Annotated in this window: 15 protein-coding genes and 1 pseudogene; 7 read left to right on the forward strand and 9 right to left on the reverse strand. The window is 67.4% G+C overall.

Going from position 1 to position 17,319, the window contains the following annotated elements:
• Window positions 1-48: 48 nt before the first annotated feature.
• The 3 genes from MUH00_RS09145 to MUH00_RS09155 form a co-directional block, all read right to left on the reverse strand.
• A complete protein-coding gene (locus tag MUH00_RS09145; protein WP_247003786.1) occupies window positions 49-648 on the reverse strand; it encodes a magnesium transporter in 600 nt (199 codons plus the stop codon).
• A complete protein-coding gene (locus MUH00_RS09150; RefSeq protein WP_247003787.1) occupies window positions 645-1,217 on the reverse strand; it encodes a magnesium transporter in 573 nt (190 codons plus the stop codon). Before MUH00_RS09150 ends, MUH00_RS09145 begins: the two co-directional genes overlap by 4 nt.
• Before the next feature lie 92 nt (window positions 1,218-1,309).
• A complete protein-coding gene (locus MUH00_RS09155; RefSeq protein WP_247003788.1) occupies window positions 1,310-2,602 on the reverse strand; it encodes a PQQ-binding-like beta-propeller repeat protein in 1,293 nt (430 codons plus the stop codon).
• Between the two features lie 259 nt (window positions 2,603-2,861).
• Between MUH00_RS09155 and MUH00_RS09160 the strand changes: the two genes are divergently transcribed.
• The gene (locus MUH00_RS09160; RefSeq protein WP_247003789.1) at window positions 2,862-4,547 is read left to right on the forward strand and encodes an aldehyde ferredoxin oxidoreductase family protein; all 1,686 of its coding nucleotides are present in this window, start codon (window positions 2,862-2,864) and stop codon (window positions 4,545-4,547) included.
• Between the two features lie 23 nt (window positions 4,548-4,570).
• Here the strand turns inward: MUH00_RS09160 and MUH00_RS09165 are convergent, their stop codons facing one another.
• From MUH00_RS09165 to MUH00_RS23185, 3 genes and pseudogenes are all read right to left on the reverse strand, one after another.
• Window positions 4,571-5,746 carry an MFS transporter gene (locus MUH00_RS09165; protein WP_247003790.1) on the reverse strand — a complete coding sequence of 392 codons (1,176 nt, stop codon included), beginning with the start codon at window positions 5,744-5,746 and terminating at the stop codon, window positions 4,571-4,573.
• 140 nt (window positions 5,747-5,886) lie between these two features.
• Window positions 5,887-6,561, reverse strand: a complete 675-nt coding sequence (locus tag MUH00_RS09170) for a DUF8127 domain-containing protein (RefSeq protein WP_247003791.1) — start codon at window positions 6,559-6,561, stop codon at window positions 5,887-5,889.
• Window positions 6,562-6,625: 64 nt separating this feature from the next.
• Window positions 6,626-6,993, reverse strand: a pseudogene (locus MUH00_RS23185) (hypothetical protein); the annotation flags it as partial.
• A gap of 164 nt (window positions 6,994-7,157) precedes the next feature.
• Here MUH00_RS23185 and MUH00_RS09180 point away from each other — a divergent pair.
• Genes MUH00_RS09180 through MUH00_RS09190 form a run of 3 tightly spaced genes read left to right on the forward strand, consistent with a single transcriptional unit; the run spans window position 7,158 to window position 10,810 of the window.
• Window positions 7,158-8,519, forward strand: a complete 1,362-nt coding sequence (locus MUH00_RS09180) for an ethanolamine ammonia-lyase subunit EutB (RefSeq protein ID WP_247003793.1) — start codon at window positions 7,158-7,160, stop codon at window positions 8,517-8,519.
• Between the two features lie 32 nt (window positions 8,520-8,551).
• A complete protein-coding gene (gene eutC / locus MUH00_RS09185; RefSeq protein ID WP_247003794.1) occupies window positions 8,552-9,325 on the forward strand; it encodes an ethanolamine ammonia-lyase subunit EutC in 774 nt (257 codons plus the stop codon).
• A 15-nt stretch (window positions 9,326-9,340) separates the two neighbouring features.
• Complete coding sequence (locus MUH00_RS09190; RefSeq protein ID WP_247003795.1) at window positions 9,341-10,810, forward strand: ethanolamine ammonia-lyase reactivating factor EutA; 1,470 nt, start codon at window positions 9,341-9,343, stop codon at window positions 10,808-10,810.
• 37 nt (window positions 10,811-10,847) lie between these two features.
• On the opposite strand, the gene MUH00_RS09195 is transcribed toward MUH00_RS09190, so the two are convergent.
• Window positions 10,848-11,177: a PLD nuclease N-terminal domain-containing protein gene (locus MUH00_RS09195; RefSeq protein WP_247003796.1), complete on the reverse strand. Its 330-nt coding sequence runs from the start codon at window positions 11,175-11,177 to the stop codon at window positions 10,848-10,850.
• 390 nt (window positions 11,178-11,567) lie between these two features.
• On the opposite strand from MUH00_RS09195, the gene MUH00_RS09200 reads away from it, so the two are divergent.
• A complete protein-coding gene (locus tag MUH00_RS09200) occupies window positions 11,568-11,948 on the forward strand; it encodes a hypothetical protein (protein ID WP_247003797.1) in 381 nt (126 codons plus the stop codon).
• 195 nt (window positions 11,949-12,143) lie between these two features.
• On the opposite strand, the gene MUH00_RS09205 is transcribed toward MUH00_RS09200, so the two are convergent.
• On the reverse strand, window positions 12,144-13,280 hold the full coding sequence (locus MUH00_RS09205; protein WP_247003798.1) for a thiolase family protein: 1,137 nt from the start codon (window positions 13,278-13,280) through the stop codon (window positions 12,144-12,146).
• A 137-nt stretch (window positions 13,281-13,417) separates the two neighbouring features.
• Between MUH00_RS09205 and MUH00_RS09210 the strand changes: the two genes are divergently transcribed.
• Entirely contained in the window at window positions 13,418-15,400 is a 1,983-nt protein-coding gene (locus MUH00_RS09210; RefSeq protein ID WP_247003799.1) for a beta-propeller domain-containing protein, read from the forward strand.
• Between the two features lie 432 nt (window positions 15,401-15,832).
• Entirely contained in the window at window positions 15,833-16,573 is a 741-nt protein-coding gene (locus MUH00_RS09215) for a DUF5806 family protein (protein WP_247003800.1), read from the forward strand.
• A gap of 81 nt (window positions 16,574-16,654) precedes the next feature.
• Here MUH00_RS09215 and MUH00_RS09220 read toward each other — a convergent pair whose 3' ends face one another.
• The gene (locus tag MUH00_RS09220; protein WP_247003801.1) at window positions 16,655-16,813 is read right to left on the reverse strand and encodes a hypothetical protein; all 159 of its coding nucleotides are present in this window, start codon (window positions 16,811-16,813) and stop codon (window positions 16,655-16,657) included.
• Window positions 16,814-17,319 lie beyond the last annotated feature (506 nt).

A 17,319-nucleotide genomic window follows, 5' to 3' on the forward strand; every position in this document is an offset into this window, starting at 1 on the left:
CGGTGACGGACCGCGCGATCCAAACGGGGGCGGGGCTGTGTTCGGCGCTCAGAGGACGATCGCGACGACGCCGAAGAGGATGAGGACGCCGGTGATGTCACAGATGTTCGTGACGACCGGGATCGTCGTGTCGTCGGGATCGTAGCCGAGCCGGTAGGAGGCGTAGACGGAGGCGGAGCTGACGACGACGACCCAGACGGCCAGCAGCATGCCGCTGACGATCGTGATCACCAGGAGCGTTCCGAGGCCGAGCGTCCCGCCTAACACGTTACCGATCGCCCACGAGGCGAACCCGAGCAGGACGAACACCGTCGCGGCCAGGCCCATGATCGCGCCGACGTTCGCCCGGATGCCGGGGTTTCGCGGGGAGAATTCGAGGGTCCCGAGGTGCAACTGGGTCGAGAGCCGCGCGCACATGATCGAGCCGAGGTTGCCCGCGGTGCCGATCATCACCGGCACGAGGATGAGAAGCGAGGGGTTCTCGAGCAGTTGCTCCTCGTAGCTCTCGAGGACGGTCCCCGAGACCATCTGCAGGATCGACATCGCGACGAGCAGCGGGACGAGCGTCGTCACGATGTTTCGGACCGTCCAGTCGCCGACGAAGTCGTCGTCCAGCTCCTCGCCGCGGAGGACGTCGCCGCCGCTCACAGCACCACCCCGGCGACCCCGATGCCGACCAGCAGGAAGACGACGCCGAAGACGTCGCCGACGGTCGTCACCACCGGCCCGATGACGTTGTCCGGATCGAGTCCCCGCCGGTAGCCCTTAAAGATCACGGTGAGCAACACCCCTAGCATCGCGAACGCGCTCAGTAGCGCGGCGACGAACAGGACGATGAGCAACTCCAGCAGGCTCCCGTTCCGGCCGAGGGCGAGTAAGACGCTCCACGCGAGGACGGCGATGAAGACGGAGACGATCATCCCGTTGAGAAACGACGCGACGATCGCGTTCCTGAGGCGGCCGTTCCACTCGAAGTGCGGGTCGATCAGCCCCTGGTGGAGGCCGCTGGAGAGGCGGGCGCCGAGGGAGCCGTAGACGCCGCCACGAGTCGCGAGAAACGCCGGCAACAACAGCAAGGTACCGGGGACGCTTTCGATCCCCTCGCGCATCGTCTCGGTGCCGAGCAACGTACCCGCGAACAGTCCTGCCACGAGACTGATGATAATGACCGGCAGCGCCTGCCGGTACACACCGAGGGCGGAGTCGTGGCCTGCCATCTATCCGAAGGTGATCCGCCGTCGAGTTAAGTATTGGTTTCCCCGATAGTGTCGGCAGGACCGATCGCGACGGACGCTCGCTCGCGCCGGGACTACCGGATCGCGACCTGTTCTTCGTCGCCGCTGAGATAGATCGTTCCGTCGTCGACCGCGAGGTCGTAGCGGAGATCGCCGTGGCGGTTGGCGAGTTGCGGAACCGCTTCCAGGTGGAGACACCAGCGTTCGCGTCCGCTCTCGAGGTCGAATCCCTTGAGGAACTCCCTGTCACGCTCGTCGAGCGCGACGACGAGCACGGTGTCGCCCGCGATCGTCGGCGTTCCGTACGATTGCGCGTCGTCGCGGACCCAGCGCGTAATCCACCGGTCCTCGGTCGCGTCGACGTCCGTCGCGCGGAGTTCGTTCCCGCCGACGGTCCCGACGAACGTGTCCTGGGCGATAGCGGCCGGGCCGCCGCCCGAAATCGGATTCAGAACGTCACCCGTCGTCGCGTCGACGACCCTCGTCTCGAAGGTCGTCGAGGCGTCGTAGACGAAGACGTAGTTCTCGGTCGCCGCGACGCGAGCGCGCAACGTGCCGTTCGGATGGACCGTCCACAGCGTCTCGCCCGACTCAGGCTCGAGCGCCACGACCTGGCGCTGTTCGGGTGGGGTCCCGACAGTGGCGTAAACCGCGTCGGTCGTGACGGCCAGCGAGTACGCGTGGAACGTATCGTACGACCAGTAGGGGTGATCGCCTTCGTCGATCTCGTCGATGGAGTGGCGTTCCCACCGAACCGAGCCGTCCGCCGGGTCGACCGCGTACAGGCGCTCGTCGTCGGTGGACGCGTAGATCGTTCCGTGCGCGAACTCCGGCTGGTAGACCGTCGGCGAGTCGTCGCCGTCGCCGAACGCCCGCCGCCAGCGAACCTCGCCGGTGTCGGCGTCGAGGGCCGTCAGCGCCTCGCCGCCGACGTAGAGCCAGTCACCCACCACCACCGGCGCGCTGTTCGGCGCGTCGTCGACGCCGAGGTCGTCGCTCGTCCACGCGACCGAGCCGTCCGTCGGATCGAGGGCGCGGATCCTGCCCGTACCGTCGTGACGGTAGACCCGCTCGTCGCCGATCGCGATGCCGTCGCGCGACTCGATGTCGTCGTGTCGCCAGCGAACGGCGTCGGGGGCGTCGGGTTCGTTCGCGGCCGAGACGGCACGGGTGCTTCCGGCGTCGGCTCGGAACGCGTACCAGCCGTCGTGGGGCTCGGCGGTGAACGCAGTGTCGTCGGTCGCTCCGGATCGTTCTTCGTCCGCCTCGGTGTCGTCTCCGCTGCCGGCGCCGATCGTCGCGAACGCACTGCCGGTCAGGAGCGCCGGTCCGGTCGCGATCACTGTCCGTCTGTTTGGGTTCGGCATACGCCGGGTTGCGTGGCCACCCGGTATTGCTATCGTCGTCTTATCACAGTGTTGAATGGAAGCGAACTGTTTTATCTGCGAAACCGTTCGCAATCTATCCGCAACCGTTGCCGCTCGCCGGCGACCCGGGGCCGCTCTACGCCCGTGTGCGCCCTTCGCCGTCGCGTCCGGATTTCGATTCGCGTTCGGAGCTTCCTCGCGACGCGGCGCACCGGCCGAAACCAAACCATTTTTCGATAGCACAACCGCATAATAGACTATGAAACACGTACGCGGCCCGCTCTGTTCGATCGACCTCGGCGACCGCACCGTCGAGACGGAATCGATCGACGACGAACTCGAGTCGTTCATCGGCGGCCGGGCGCTCGGGACGAAGCTGGCGCACGATCGCATCCCGTTCGACGCCGATCCGCTGGGGTCCGAAAACCGGCTCTACCTCGCGACTGGCCCGCTCCAGCACGCGACGATGAGCTTCACCGGACGGATGTCGGCGACGGGCCTCTCGCCGCTGACCGACGGCCTGCTCTCCTCGAATGCCGGTGGCTTCCTGTCGCGGAACTTCACGGCGACGGGCTACAGCGCCGTCGAGATCGCCGGCGAGAGCGACGAGCTCGTGATCGTCCACGTCACGGACGAAGGCGTCGAGTTCGAGGCGGTACCGGAGCTCGAGGGCGCCAAGACGTCCGAGACCTGCGCCTATATCGAGGACGAGCACGGCCTCGGTGACGATCACACGGTCACGATCGGCCCCGCCGGCGAGAACGAGGTGCGCTTCGCCTCGATCATGACCTCGCGCGAGCGGGCGTTCGGCCGCGGCGGCCTCGGCGCGGTCCTCGGGTCGAAGAACGTGAAGGCGATCACGTTCGACGGCGACTCCACCCGCGAGGTCGAGATCCCGCCGCTGCAGATGGACGTCCACCGCGAGGCGGCCCAGTCCGACCACATCATGCGCCGCCAGGGGACCTCGTCGATGACGGAGTTCGCGAACACGGTCGAGGCGCTGCCGACGCGCTATTTCTCGGAGCTCTCCTTCGAGGGCGCCGAGGGGATCAGCGGCGACCGCGTCGAGGAGAAGAAGTACAAGAAAGGGACCTGCTCGGCCTGCGCGTTCGCCTGCAAGCTGCCGACCCGCGACGAGGAGTCGGGTCTCGAGACCGAAGGCCCCGAGTACGAGACCGTGATGGCGTTCGGCTCGAACTCGGGGGTCGACGACATCGTCGACGTGATGCAGTCGAACAAGCGCTGCGACGAACTCGGGCTGGACACCATTTCCTGCGGCGACGTCGTCGCCGCCTACCTCGCCAGCGAGGACGAGTTCGGCAACGTCGAGCTGATCCACGAGACCGTCGAGAAAATCGCCCGCCGCGAGGGGATCGGCGACACGCTCGCCGAGGGCGTCGATCGGTTCCACGACGAACTGGACGTCGAGAACTGGTCCGTCAAGGGCCTCGAGTTCCCCGCCCACGACGGTCGGACGCTCAACGGCCAGGGGCTCGCGTTCGCCACCTCGAACCGCGGCGCCGACCACATGTACGCCGAGTTCTACTCGCTCGAGTACCCCCTCGTCGACGAGTCGAAGGCGGTGAGCAAGAACGGCCTCGAGGGCAAGCCCCCGAAGGTCGTCGAGAAGGAGAACGAGAACGTCATCAAGGACAGCGCCGTCCTCTGTAAGTTCTCGCGGGACTTCGTCTCGCCCGACCGCCTCTCGACGCTGCTCGACGCCGACTACGAGGACCTGCTCGCGGTCGGCGGCCGCGTCGTCGCCCTGGAACGGCACTTCAACAACCAGCGCGGCTTCGACCGCGCGGACGATCGGCTGCCCTACGAGCTGCCGGACTTCGAGGACGCCCTCGACGAGTACTACGCCGAGCGCGGCTGGGACGACGACGGCACGGTTCCCGACAGTCGGTTCGAGGACGCCGGCGGCGTTCCGGCCGACGACTGAGAGGACTGGTTCGTCCGGCGGAGTTAATCGGCGGTCGTCTCCGCCGTCGGCGCGTCCGGCGTGCCGGTCCACAGCCACGTCGCCGCGATCGTCGCCGTGAGCGCGCCCGCGATGGCGACCGCGAGCCACAGCGCCCGATCGAGGCCGTACAGTTCGGCCAGGACGCCCACGACGGCGGGGGCGATCGCGATGCCCGCGTAGGTCGCGCCGGCGGTGAGCGCGGCGAGCGGGCCGCTGTACTCCGGCGCGGCCTCGACCGCGTACGCCGACAGCGTCGGGAAGACGCTGCAGAGCCCGACGCCGGCGACGAAGACGGCCAGGAACAGCGGGGGACCGGCGATCCCGGAGAACGCGATCGCGAGCGCGGGGACCGTCGGGAGGGTCGCGACGAGCAGCAGCGCGAGGTGGGGCACGCGATCGACGAGGACGGTGTAGCCGGCCCGCGCGGGAACGTACGCGAGGAGGTACGTCGACAGGAGCAGGTTCGCCGTCGCGGTCTCGTAGAGGCCGCTCGCGTAGTAGGCGAGCCAGGTGAAGAGGATTCCCTCCACCGAACCAACGAACAGCATTCCGGCGCAGGCGCCGACGACGGCGGGTCGCCGGAGGAGTTCGCGCAGCGCGTCCGTCGACAGCGATCGCTCGGCCGACATCGCAGGGAGGTCGACCCTGCTCGCGACGATCGCGATCGGGACGAAACAGAGCCCGATCGCGAGGAAGACGGCCCGCCAGTCGGCGACGGCCAGCACGGCGCTGACCAGTTGCGGGCCGATGACGGCGCCGACGGCCCACGCGAGCGCGTAGGCGGTGAACACCCGGCCGCGCCGATCGGCGTGGAGATGGCTGAGCACGACCCGATCGAGGCCGCGAAACACGCCCGCGGCGGTTCCCTGGGCCACGAGCGCGAGCAGGAAGAGGGCGTACACCGGCGCGCCCGCCATCAGAATCAACGCGGCGCAGACGCCGACGACGCCGATCAGGAGCGCCCGCCGGATCCGGAGCCGACCGGCGAGCAACCCCGTGGCGATGATGGCCACGACGAACCCGGCCGTCCCCGCCGGCGCGACCAGGCCGAGCGCGGCCTCGGACACGCCGAACGCCGATTCGAGGCTGGTGAGAATCGGTCCTCGCGCCTGCATCGCGATCGCATCGCCGATGACGAACAGAAAGATGGCGAGGGTCCAGATGCGCGCCCGGTCCATAGTGGGGCTGGCGGGTCCCGGAGGAAAACGATGTCTATGTCGGACGGAGTGTATCGGCTACTCAAGCAGTCCGCGGATTCAGCTCGCAAACTGGTTCGAGAACGGGCCGCGGTACTCGGCTGCTCGACCGTGAACGAGGGTCAGTCTGCGCGTCTTCCGAATTCCCGCCCCGAGTAGAACAGCAGGCCGATTCCGAGCGCATATAGCGTCGGCCCGAGCAAGGCGATGGCCACACCTTTGGTCGAGTGCGACCGTCTCGAAAACCTCGTGACGACGTAATACTCCCCGTCGTGCTCGACGATCTCGTTGCGCTCGAACGCCTCGATCTGATCGCCGTAGACGGTGATCGATCCCGTTTCGACGGCCTCGCGAACCTCCGGAGGCAGATCCGCTGCGGGGACGGCCGCGCGTTCGACCGCTTCCGCTGAACTGAGTTCGGTGAGGGTTAGCACCGTTCCGTTCTCCTCGTACTCGTGTTCCGGCAGGTATGGTGTCCCCTCGATTCTGACGACCGGGTACCAGCCGGGGTCCTCGTAGCGTTCGGAGCGTTCGTCGAACGACTGGACGTGCCCGTCGTACTCGACGGCACCGTCCTCGAGAACTCGCTCTTCCGCCGCGCAGAGCCGGACGCCCGGACAGTTCACCACGCGTTCCGACAGCGCGATCGCCCCATCGGCCATCGCCTCGTTTTCGACCCTGTCCACGTGATACGTTCGTTCGCCGCCGCCGCCGGCGTCGGGATAGAGGTAGACCGGGTTCAGGACGAACACGACGCCGAGGAGCGCGAGGACGAGTATCCGGTACCGGCTGTCCATACGGACCATCAGTCAAACGGCAATAAATTCGTTCCTGTTTTAGAGTGGACGAAATGAAGCCGTCGATCGACCGCGGCACCGACTCGCGGCGCTTCGGGTTGATCTGGACGATCCAGATCTCGTCGGGCTTCTCTCGCCCGCGGTCGGGCATCGTCAGGAAGTCCCGGATCGGGGATTCTGCGAAAAGAGGCCGTCCCAGTAGTAGTCGCTGTCGTCATCGGACGATGTCCGATCGCTCGAGGAGCTCCGCTCCTCGCTGATCTCGACGGCCTCAAACAGCGTCGGAATCGCCGTCGACGCGAGCACCGCCTTCGGGGTCACCCCCTCGTTGTGGATGGTGTCGAACTCGCCCGCGGTGAAGGCGGTGTGGCTGCCGCCGCCCTGGCAGGCGATCGCGACGCGGGTGGGATCGTCGGTGTCGGCACCTTCTATGTCCCCTACTCCACCACGGACGACGACTTAATGTCCGGGGCGCCCCGGTCGTGCGCTCGCCGCCGGCCTCGAGTCCAGCTACACTTTCAGTACGACAACTGCGCTTTGATAACGTATGGCAAACCATCAAGCACGTTCCCGCCGTAGTGGCGCGCATCCGTCCCATGTCGATCCAGACCACGAACGAGGCGGCCGGGGACCGATTCGACTCGATCGTCGAGGTGTTGGCGAAGGCCAACGAGCCGAAGACCGGCGACGAGCTGGCGGGGATCGCAGCCGAGTCCGACGCCGAGCGGGTCGCCGCGAAGCGCGCCCTCGCCGGGATGCGCCTCGAGACGCTCCGCGAGAACCCGGTCGTTCCGCCCGACGGGGACGAGGTGTCGCGCGTCATCCAGGATGCGGTGCGGGAACCCGTCTACGACGAGATCAAAGACTGGACGGTCGCGGACCTCCGGGAGTTCCTCGTCGACAGCGCGACGGGCGAGCGCGAGATCGCGGCGATCCGACCCGGATTGACGAGCGAGATGATCGCCGCGGTGACGAAGCTCATGTCGAACATGGACCTCGTGCTCGTCACGTCGAAGATGGAGGTGACGGCCCGCTGCAACACGACGATCGGCGAGGAGGGAACCCTCTCGTTTCGACTGCAGCCGAACGATCCCGCCGACGACGTGGACAACATCGTCGACGCGACTCGGGAGGGGCTGGCCTACGGCGTCGGCGACGCGGTGATCGGCGTCAACCCGGTGACGGACAGTGTCGAGACCACGACGCGGATCCTGGAGGCGACGCACGAATTCATCCGGGAGTGGGACGTCCCGACGCAGAACTGCTGTCTCTCCCACGTCACCACCCAGATGGACGCCCTCCGCGAGGGCGCGCCGGCGGACCTCGTCTTCCAGAGTCTGGCCGGCACCGAGGCCGGCAACGACGAGTTCGGCGTCGACGTCGAGTTGCTGGACGAGGCGCACGACCTGGCGCAGCGCCGCTGTACCTCTTCGGGGCCGAACGTGCTGTACTTCGAGACGGGACAGGGCGCGGAGCTCTCGGGCGACGCCCACCACGGCGTCGACCAGCTCACGCTCGAGGCGCGCTGTTACGGCCTCGCGAAGCGGTACGATCCGTTCCTCGTCAACACCGTCGTCGGCTTCATCGGCCCGGAGTACCTCTACGACGGCCAGCAGGTCATTCGCGCGGGCTTAGAGGACGTGTTCATGGGGCAGTTGCACGGCATCTCGATGGGCATCGACGCCTGCTACACGAACCACATCCAGGCCGACCAGAACGACATCGAGAACCTCGCCGTCCTGCTCGCGGCCGCGGGAACGAACTACTTCATCACGGTCCCGATGGGCGACGACGTGATGCTGAACTACCAGTCGAACAGCTACCACGACGCCGCCGCGCTCTGGGAGATCTTCGATCTTGAACCCGCGCCCGCCTTCGCGGAGTGGCTCGCCGAGCAGGGCCTCTGGCGCGACGGCCGACTGACCGATCGCGCGGGCGACCCCACGATCTTCACCTGACCACCATCTTCGCTGTCCACCGAATTCAGACCATGTCATCCGATACGAACCCACCCACCGAGACCGACCTCGAAGACCGCGCCGACGAGGAGGCGCTCCGCCGCATCGTCGATCGAACGCCGACGCGACTCGGCGTCGGCCGCGCCGGCCCGCGCCCGACGACGGACGCGTTGCTCGAGTTCCGGGCGGATCACGGTACCGCCCGCGACGCCGTCCTCTCGCACGTCGACGACGGCGTCATCGACGACCTCGGGCTGGTGCGACTTCGGACGCGAGTTGCCGACAAGGACCAGTACCTGGCCCGCCCCGACCTCGGCCGTGAACTCGCGCCGGAGAGCGTCGAGACCCTCCGCGAGGAGTGTGCGTCCGCGCCCGAGGTCCAGATCGTCGTCAGCGACGGCCTCTCCTCGACCGCAGTCGAGACGAACGTTCCCGAACTGCTCCCGGTTCTGCAAGCCGGCCTCGCGGACCGCGACGTCCAGGTCGGCACGCCGGTCTTCGTCGAGTACGGCCGCGTCGACGTGATGGACGCGATCGGCGAGGAACTCGACGCCGACTGCTGCGTGAACCTCGTCGGCGAACGCCCGGGCCTCAGATCGGCCGAGAGCCTGAGCGCGTACCTCGTCTACGGGCCGGAACGGGGCGCGCCGACCGCGAAGAAGTCCGTGATCTCGAACGTCCACGACGGCGGCCTGCCGCCGATCGAGGCCGGCGCCGAACTCGTCGACCTCCTCGTCGAGATGCTCGAGAGGGAGGCCAGCGGGATCGACCTCCAGGAGGCCGACCGCGAGTTCAAACCGGAGTAACCTGGGGTGATCGTCGTGACGGATCCTCCGCGGACGTTGACGAGCATCGGCGTCGACGTCGGGACGACGACCACGCACGCGATCGTCAGCCGTCTGCGCGTCGAGACGCCGCCCGGCGGCGGCGCGAGTCCGACGATCGCCGATCGCGAGATCGTCCACCGCGGCTCGGTACGCGAGACGCCGCTGCTCGACGCCGAAACGATCGACGTCGAGCGGGTGGCCGAACTCGTCGAGGACGAACTCGACGCGGCGGGCGTGGCGCCCGCGGCGATCGACACGGGGGCGGTCATCATCACCGGCGAGACCGCTCGTCGGGAGAACGCCGAACCCCTCGCACACCGGCTGGCGGACGACGCGGGTCAGTTCGTCGCGGCGACGGCCGGCGCCTCGCTCGAGGCGATCCTCGCGGGGCGGGGCTCCGGCGCGGCAGCGCGGGCCGCCCGTTTCGGCGGCCTCGTCGCCAACGTGGACGTCGGCGGCGGGACGACGAACGTGGCGATCTTCGACGGCGACGATTCGAGTCGCGGTGCGTCGGGCTCGCCCGGCGACCCCGTCGCCGTCCGGGAGACCCGCTGTCTCGACGTCGGCGGCCGCCTCGTCGCGTTCGACGACGCGGGCCGGATCGCGTCGATCTCGCCGCCCGCCCGGACTCTCGTCGAGGCGATCGACGCGCCGATCGCCGAGGGCGAGTCGCCCGACGAGGCCGCGCTCGAGGCCCTCGCGGCCGCGATGGCCGATCGGATCGTCGATCTGGTTGCGGGACCGCCGTTCGACGAGCGAACGCGCGCGCTCGCGATCGGGAACCTCCCCGAGGACCCGATCGACCTTTCGGGCGTCGTCTTCAGCGGCGGCGTCGGTCGACTCGTCGCGTCCCCGCCCGAGGACCCCTTCGCCTACGGCGACCTCGGCGGGCCGCTCGCGGCCGCGCTCGCCGACCACAAGCGGGTTCGATCGTGGCCGGTTCGCGACCCCGCGGAGGACATCCGGGCGACGGTCGTCGGCGCGGGCACGGAGACGACGACGCTCAGCGGCCGAACCGTCTCGCTCGATCCGTCGGCGCTCCCCCTGCGAAACGTGCCGGTCGTCCCGGTTTCGAACCTCGCTGACTGCGATGGCGATTCGCTCGCGTCCCGATTCGACGCCGCCGTCGCGGAGCACGCCGAGCGTCGAGAGTTCGACGCGGTGGACGCGATCGCGCTCTCGATCGACGACGTGGGGCCGCTCTCGTACGATCGACTCGTCGCCGTCGCCGACGCGCTCGCCGGCGCGCTCGGGTCGCTCCCGCCGTCGCTCCCGGTGGTCGTCGTCACGCGACAAAACTGCGCGAAGGCCCTCGGACAGGCGCTTCGCCGGAAGCGCGATCGCCCCCTGGTGGTCCTCGACGAACTCGCCCCCGCGGGCGGGGACTACCTCGACGTCGGCGAGCCGATGACCGGCGGCGAGAGCGTTCCCGTCGTGGTAAAAACGTTAGCGTTCGGCACCTAATGCGCCGTCGGTCCGTCACGGTCCCGGGGCGACGGCGTCACTCCGTTCGTTCGGACTCCCGGTCCGCGTCGTCGTCCGGCGAGCGCCGATCGTCACCTCGTGACGGCAACGGCGCGTCGTCGGCGCGCGAGGGGTGGATGTTGAAGTTGTTCCCGCGGTACGGATCGCTCTCCGGGTCGTAGGAGAGCTCGCTCCGCTCGAAAAGGTAGGCGAAGAAGCCGAACACCGGTACGCAGAAGGTGATCGCCGCCCACTTCTCCCGGGGCTTCAGCCCGACCCGGGCGGCGTCATAATAGGTGAACGCCGTAAGCCCGAGGTGCCAGGCGAGCGGAACCCCCACGACCGCGGCCAGCAGCAGGGTGCGCATAGGCGACGTACGGGCCGAAGGTACAAAATCACCCTCCGGGTCGGATGACGGTCGGAACGCGCCCGCGACCGACGCCGATCGGTGCGGGGAGTCGTCGAGTCTCTCCGCCAAACGAGTCGGCGTTCCGGCTCGTTCGACGCGGTCGTTCGACTCGATACACGAATGCGGGCCGCTGAACCCAGTTAACCACACGCTACGTCGGCGAAACGAGCCGCGGTTCGCGTTCAATCGTTCTGACAGGACGGGGATCCCGCACGGCGCTTTCCGGACTCCTTCGCAGGTTTGGGTTCGCTTTCAGCGGCGAAACCCGTTATTCCAGCGTCGAACGGTTTGGTCGATTTATTCCGGTCGTCGGTGACGCTGCCGTTGCCCTGCGGGGCAAATCACCTTATGACTCGGATAGGACGCGGTACGGCGAGACGAACGGTGCTCATCGTCGCGATCGCAGTCGGCCTCCTCGCGATGACCCTCGGTGCCGGAACGGCGGCCGCACAGACGGACGGTATCGAACAGGTTAGCAACGAGTCGGACGAGACTACCGAAGTCGTCGAAGACGACTCGAACAACGAAGTCGACGAGCAGGAGGACGCCGAGGTCGACGAGGAGACGGAGGAGATCACGGCTCCCGACGACCTCCCGATCGATGACACGGTCGCACCGGAGGTGCCCGAGATCGAAGAACCCGAAGTCGAAGAGCCTGAAGTCGAAGAGCCCGAAGTCGAGGAACCAAACGTAACGGTTCCCGATCTCAACTCTAGCGAGTTGCTCTAGGCGCGCTGCCGCTGCGTGATTTTTTCTCCGGCGGGAGGCCGAGGGTCCGATAGTAGATCGTCGATCGATCGCCTCAGTTAACCTCGAACTCGATCGCTGCACCCTGGCGCGACCACCTTTTGTCTCGGCCGACTCACTCACTTCGTTCGTGAGCGCCCTCGCAAAATCTGGTCCAAAAGGCTCAGATCGATCGCCTCAGTTAACCTCGAACTCGATCGCTGCACCCTGACCGAAGCCGACGCAGAGCGTCGCGAGGCCGAGTCCGCCGTCCCGGCGTCGCAGTTCGTGGATCAGCGTCACGGGCAGGCGCGCGCCGGAGGCGCCCAGCGGGTGGCCGAGCGCGATCGCGCCGCCGTTGACGTTGAACCGCTCGGGATCGGCGCCGAGTTCGTCCCGAGAGTAGACGGCCTGGCTGGCGAACGCCTCGTTGAGTTCCACGAGATCGTACTCCTCGATATCGCGGCCGTTGCGCTCGAGCAAGCCGCGGGTGGCGGGCACCGGGCCGATCCCCATCACGGTCGGGTCGACGCCGGCGACGTTGTTCATGCCGACCTCGGCGAGGATTTCGAGGTCGTGCTCCTCGGCGAACGCCTCGCTCGTCACCAGCAGGGCCGACGCCCCGTCGGAGATCTGGGAGGCGTTGCCGGGCGTGACGGTCCCGTCGGACTTGAAGACCGTCGGCAGTTCGGCCAACTTCTCCTTCGTGGTCCCCGGTCGGATGCCCTCGTCCTCGGAGACGGTACCGTCCTCGGTCTCGATCGGGACGATCTCGCCGTCGAACCGACCCTCCTCGGTCGCCTCGGCGGCGCGCTGTTGGCTCCGGGCGGCGTACTCGTCCTGTTTCTCGCGGCTGACGTCGTACTCCTCGGCGACCTTCTCGGCGGTCATCCCCATCTGGAGCTCGCCGATGTTGTAGAGTTCGGCCAGTCGCGGGTGGACGTTATGGGTGTTCTCGCCCATTGGAACCCGGCTCATCGACTCCACGCCGCCGGCGATGACGGCGTCGCGGTTCCCCGCGGCGATCGCGTCCGACGCGGAGATGACCGCCTGCATCGAGGAGGCGCACCAGCGGTTGATCGTCGTCGCGGGGACGTTCTCACCCAGTTCGGACAGGAGGGCGATGACGCGGGCCAGGTTGTTGCCCTGCTCGCCGCGCTGCTGCGCGCAGCCCCACATGAGGTCGTCGATCTCCTCGCCCGAGAGCCCCGTCTCCGCGAGAATCTCGTCGATCAGCGGCACCGAGAGGTCTTCGCTGCGAACGTCGGCGAAGACGCCGTCTTCTTTCCCCTGCGGCGTTCGAACTGCCTCGACGATGACCGGTGTCTGTGTCATACCGTACCGGATGTCCTTCACGAACTTAAATCCGGTACAACTCTACGGGACGGGCTCGCGGTTTACGCGCTCTACTTGGTGAAATCGGCGTTTCACCTACCGCTGTTTGTTTATCACAGTGATACGATAGCTCGTACATGGCAGATAGAACGACGGTACTCGCGATCGCGCTCGCCGCGTTGCTCGTCGGGTCGGCGATCGGTGCCGGACTCGCGGGCGTGTTCGACGGAACGCCGACCGCAAGCGCGGAGCGAGAGGAACCGGAATCCGACCGAACCCCGCTTGACGGCTCGGATGCCCCCGAACTCTCGACGTTCGAGTCCGACGAGGCGTTCGCCGCGTACTTCCAGAACGATCGATCGGGCGCCTACATCATGGGCGGGTCGACGAACACGAGCGGCGGTGCTGACGACGCAGCGGTCGAAACAGACGCCGCTGAAGCGGCTGACGACGGCGGCGGCGCGAACGGTGCCGACGGTGACGCTGCCGCCGCCCGCTCTTCGTCAGGCGACGAGGCCGCCGGCGATCGTCGCCACTCCGAAACGAACGTCCAGGAGGCGGCGCTCGACGAGCCGGACGTCCTGAAGACCGACGGCGAGTCGGTCTACTACGCGAACGTCCGGTACGTCTCGCGCTGGGACGAGACGTCCGTCGTCGACGTGCGCGATCCCGCGAATCCGGAGACCGTCGGCTCGATCCCGATCTCGGGCCAGCTACTGCTCGCCAACGACACGCTCGTCGTCCTCGGCCACGACCAGGTCGCCGGCTACGACGTGAGCGACCCGGCGAACCCCGAGGAACTGTGGCGCAAGACCCTCGACGCGCGGATCGAGACCGCGCGCCTCTACGACGGCGACCTCTACCTCGTCCTCGTCGATCGGCCGGGTAGCAACCCGTGTCCGATCGAACCGCTCGAGGGCGAGCCCATCGACTGCACCGACATCGTCCGACCGAACGCGCCGTCCGACGCCGACGTCGTCTACACCGCGATGCGCGTCGAGCCGGCGTCTGGAGACGTCGAGAGCGAGGAGAGCGTCGTCGGCTCCCAGCGCCACGCGGCGACGTACGTCTCCGAGAACGCGATCTACCTCTCGTACACCCGCTCGACCCCCGAGTACGACCTCATGCAGTCGTACCTGGCGAGCGGCGACGCCGCCGACCTGTTCGACCGGGAGACCCGCGATCGCCTCCGGACGCTCGACGAGCTCGACATCTCCCACCGCGCGAAGACCGTCGAGCTCCGCGAGATCCTCGACGACTGGTTCCAGGGGATGGACGACGACGAACGCAGGGACGCCCGACAACGCTTGGACGAGGGTCTGAAGTCGTACGTCGAAGAAAACCACCGGAACCTCACCCGAACCGGGATCGTCAGGATCGATATCACCGCCGACAACCTGACCGCCGACGGCAGCGGCGAGGTACCGGGTTATCCGCTCAACCAGTTCTCGATGGACGAACACGACGACCACGTCCGCATCGCGACGACGATCCCCGGAAGCCACGGCGTCGACTCCGAAAACGACGTCTACGTCCTCGATTCGAACATGGAGGTCGTCGGCGAGGTGACGGGCCTCGGCGTCGACGAGCGGATCTACTCCGTCCGCTTCGAGGGCGACGAGGGGTACGTCGTCACCTTCCGAGAGATCGATCCGTTTTACACGCTCAACCTCTCCGATCCGACGAACCCGACCGTCGACGGCGAACTCAAACTGCCGGGCTTCTCCGAGTACCTCCATCCGCTCGAAGAGGACCTCGTACTCGGCGTCGGCCAGGAGGAGCGCCAGCCCAAACTCTCGCTGTTCGACGTGACCGATCCCGCGGACCCGATCGAACGCGACTCAGTGATCCTCGACGACGAGCACTACAGCGACGTCAGCCGAACGCACACCGCCTTCCTGCAGGACGAAGAGCACGGCGTCTTCTTCGTCCCCGGCAGCGAACACAGCTACGTGTTCAGCTACGAGGGCGGCGAACTCGAAGAGGTCGCCCGCGTCGACGTCGGCGGCCACGGCACCCGCGCGATGTACGTCGACGACTACCTCTACGTCTTCGGCGAGAGCGAGGTCGTCGTCCTCGACGAGACGACCTGGGAGGAAGTCGAACGGCTCGAACTCTAAGGGTCGGTTTCCCCGCTATCTCGGGCGATCGGCTCCGTTCACATTCGAATGGTGCTCCGAGCAGCCGCATTCGAGAACACCACGAAAGCCCCTGCCGGTTTCCGGTCGAGGGCCTCGCTGCGCGCTTCCCTCACTTCGTTCGGTCAGTGCTTACTTCGTCCGTCTTCCCGGAAACCGGCAGGGGCTTTCATTCCCACCCGTGTCGGCTTGCCGGTCAGCCACTGTGGGTGGGAATGAAAGGGGCTGGGCCGCTCGGCGATCCCGGACGAAGTAAGCACCGCAGCGAAGTGAGGAGCGCAGCGAGTCCTGGGAGTCGAGCGGCCCAGGGGCTTTCGTGGTGTTCAAGGCGGTCGCATATCCATTCCACTACGGTCTGATCGACGGCGAGAATCGAAGGGAACCCTTTTGCGTTCCGTTTCGGAATGCCACTCTATGGACGGCAACGAGACAGTCGATCGGTCCGGGCCCGATCGGCCGGACCGCGACGGCGATCGATCGGTCGGAACGGCTGCGGATGCCGAGACTCCGACGGAGGCCCGCGACGACGGTGACGACGGCACTGCCGTCGACGAAACCGACGCGACGGCCGCCGAGACGGACGCGACCGAGCGCGACGCCGCCGCCGACGCGGAGAGCGCGGCGATGCCGGGCGTTCCGGACCCCGAGCCGGAGGGATCCGACGTCCCTGAGGACGTCCGAAAGTACGCCCGCTTCAAGAAGATGGACGGCGCCCAGTACGATCGGGTCAACGAGTTCCTCCGCGATCGAACGTACGTCACGGCCCGCGAATGGGCGATCGCCCGGCTCTGCTCGGACTTTCGGACGGAGACGGGCGTCGAGATGACCAAGATCGGGGAAAACCTGCCCGAACTCGTCCCCTTCATGACCGACACGTACACACCCCAGGCGGTCAACCAGGCGCGATCTTCGTTCGAGGAGAAGGTGCGCAAGGCCGGCGCGACCTTTCTGTACGGCGCGATGTGCGACTTCTTCACCGCCGAAGAGCTCGACGACGTGATGTACGAGGCGACGGAGGTCGCGAAGTTCCTCCTCGAGGTCGAGGGCGTCGATCTCTCCGTCGAGGAGGAACTCGAGGCCGAAGAGCGCATCTCGTCGGTGATGCGGGAGGTCCGGGCGGCGAGCGAAGAATTGCGGGAACAGGACGAGGAGTAGCGACCCTCCGCCGGACGGGCCGCGGGACAGGGCGACGAGTGTTCGTCCGGTCGTGCGGATAATGTGGATGGATCCTGATGGCTACACGTCCTCGAAAAAGGCGGGAGACACGCGACAGCCACAGGGGGCCGCGATCCCGTCCGTCGGGCCGATGACGGTGACGATCGAGATCGGCGTCGAACAGTAGGGGCAATTGACGAACGGCCACGCCTGGTTGCCCGCCTCGAGATCGTCGCTCATCGTGATCGCGCCTCGTCTCGCGGCCGGCGACGGCGCGGGGCTGCGGGCGGTCGCGGCGAGCGATTCGGCGGTTTCGGTCGACAGGCTTCCCCCGGCGAAACGTGTGCAACCATGGCTTCGATCGGTAACTCGGAAGCTGCGTCGCGGCGGTGCGCCGGAGACGGTTCGCTGTCCGTCCCGAGCGGCGACCGCGTACGGCTTCCATGTGACGAATCGTGCCACACTCACTTATGTCTATGTGTGATTACCAAAAACCATGTCTCCGATGCTACCGAGTAACGCGTGTCGACCTCGGTACCGATCGGTTTCGGAGCGGCGCTCGATCGCGTCGCGGATCGCCGATCGGCGGACGCTCGGCTCCAGGTCGCTGCGGAGGCATCCGGAGAACGCTCGTCCCGCGGTGACGCCGCGTGCGAGGCGAGAACCGCTCCGCTCGCACGATCCGTGTCCCTGTTCCCTGTCGAGACCGCACCGGGCCGTCCGACCCGGCGGGACGCCACCGGCGT

Origin of the sequence: Halosolutus gelatinilyticus, assembly GCF_023028105.1 — an archaeon.
GTDB lineage: Archaea > Halobacteriota > Halobacteria > Halobacteriales > Natrialbaceae > Halosolutus > Halosolutus gelatinilyticus.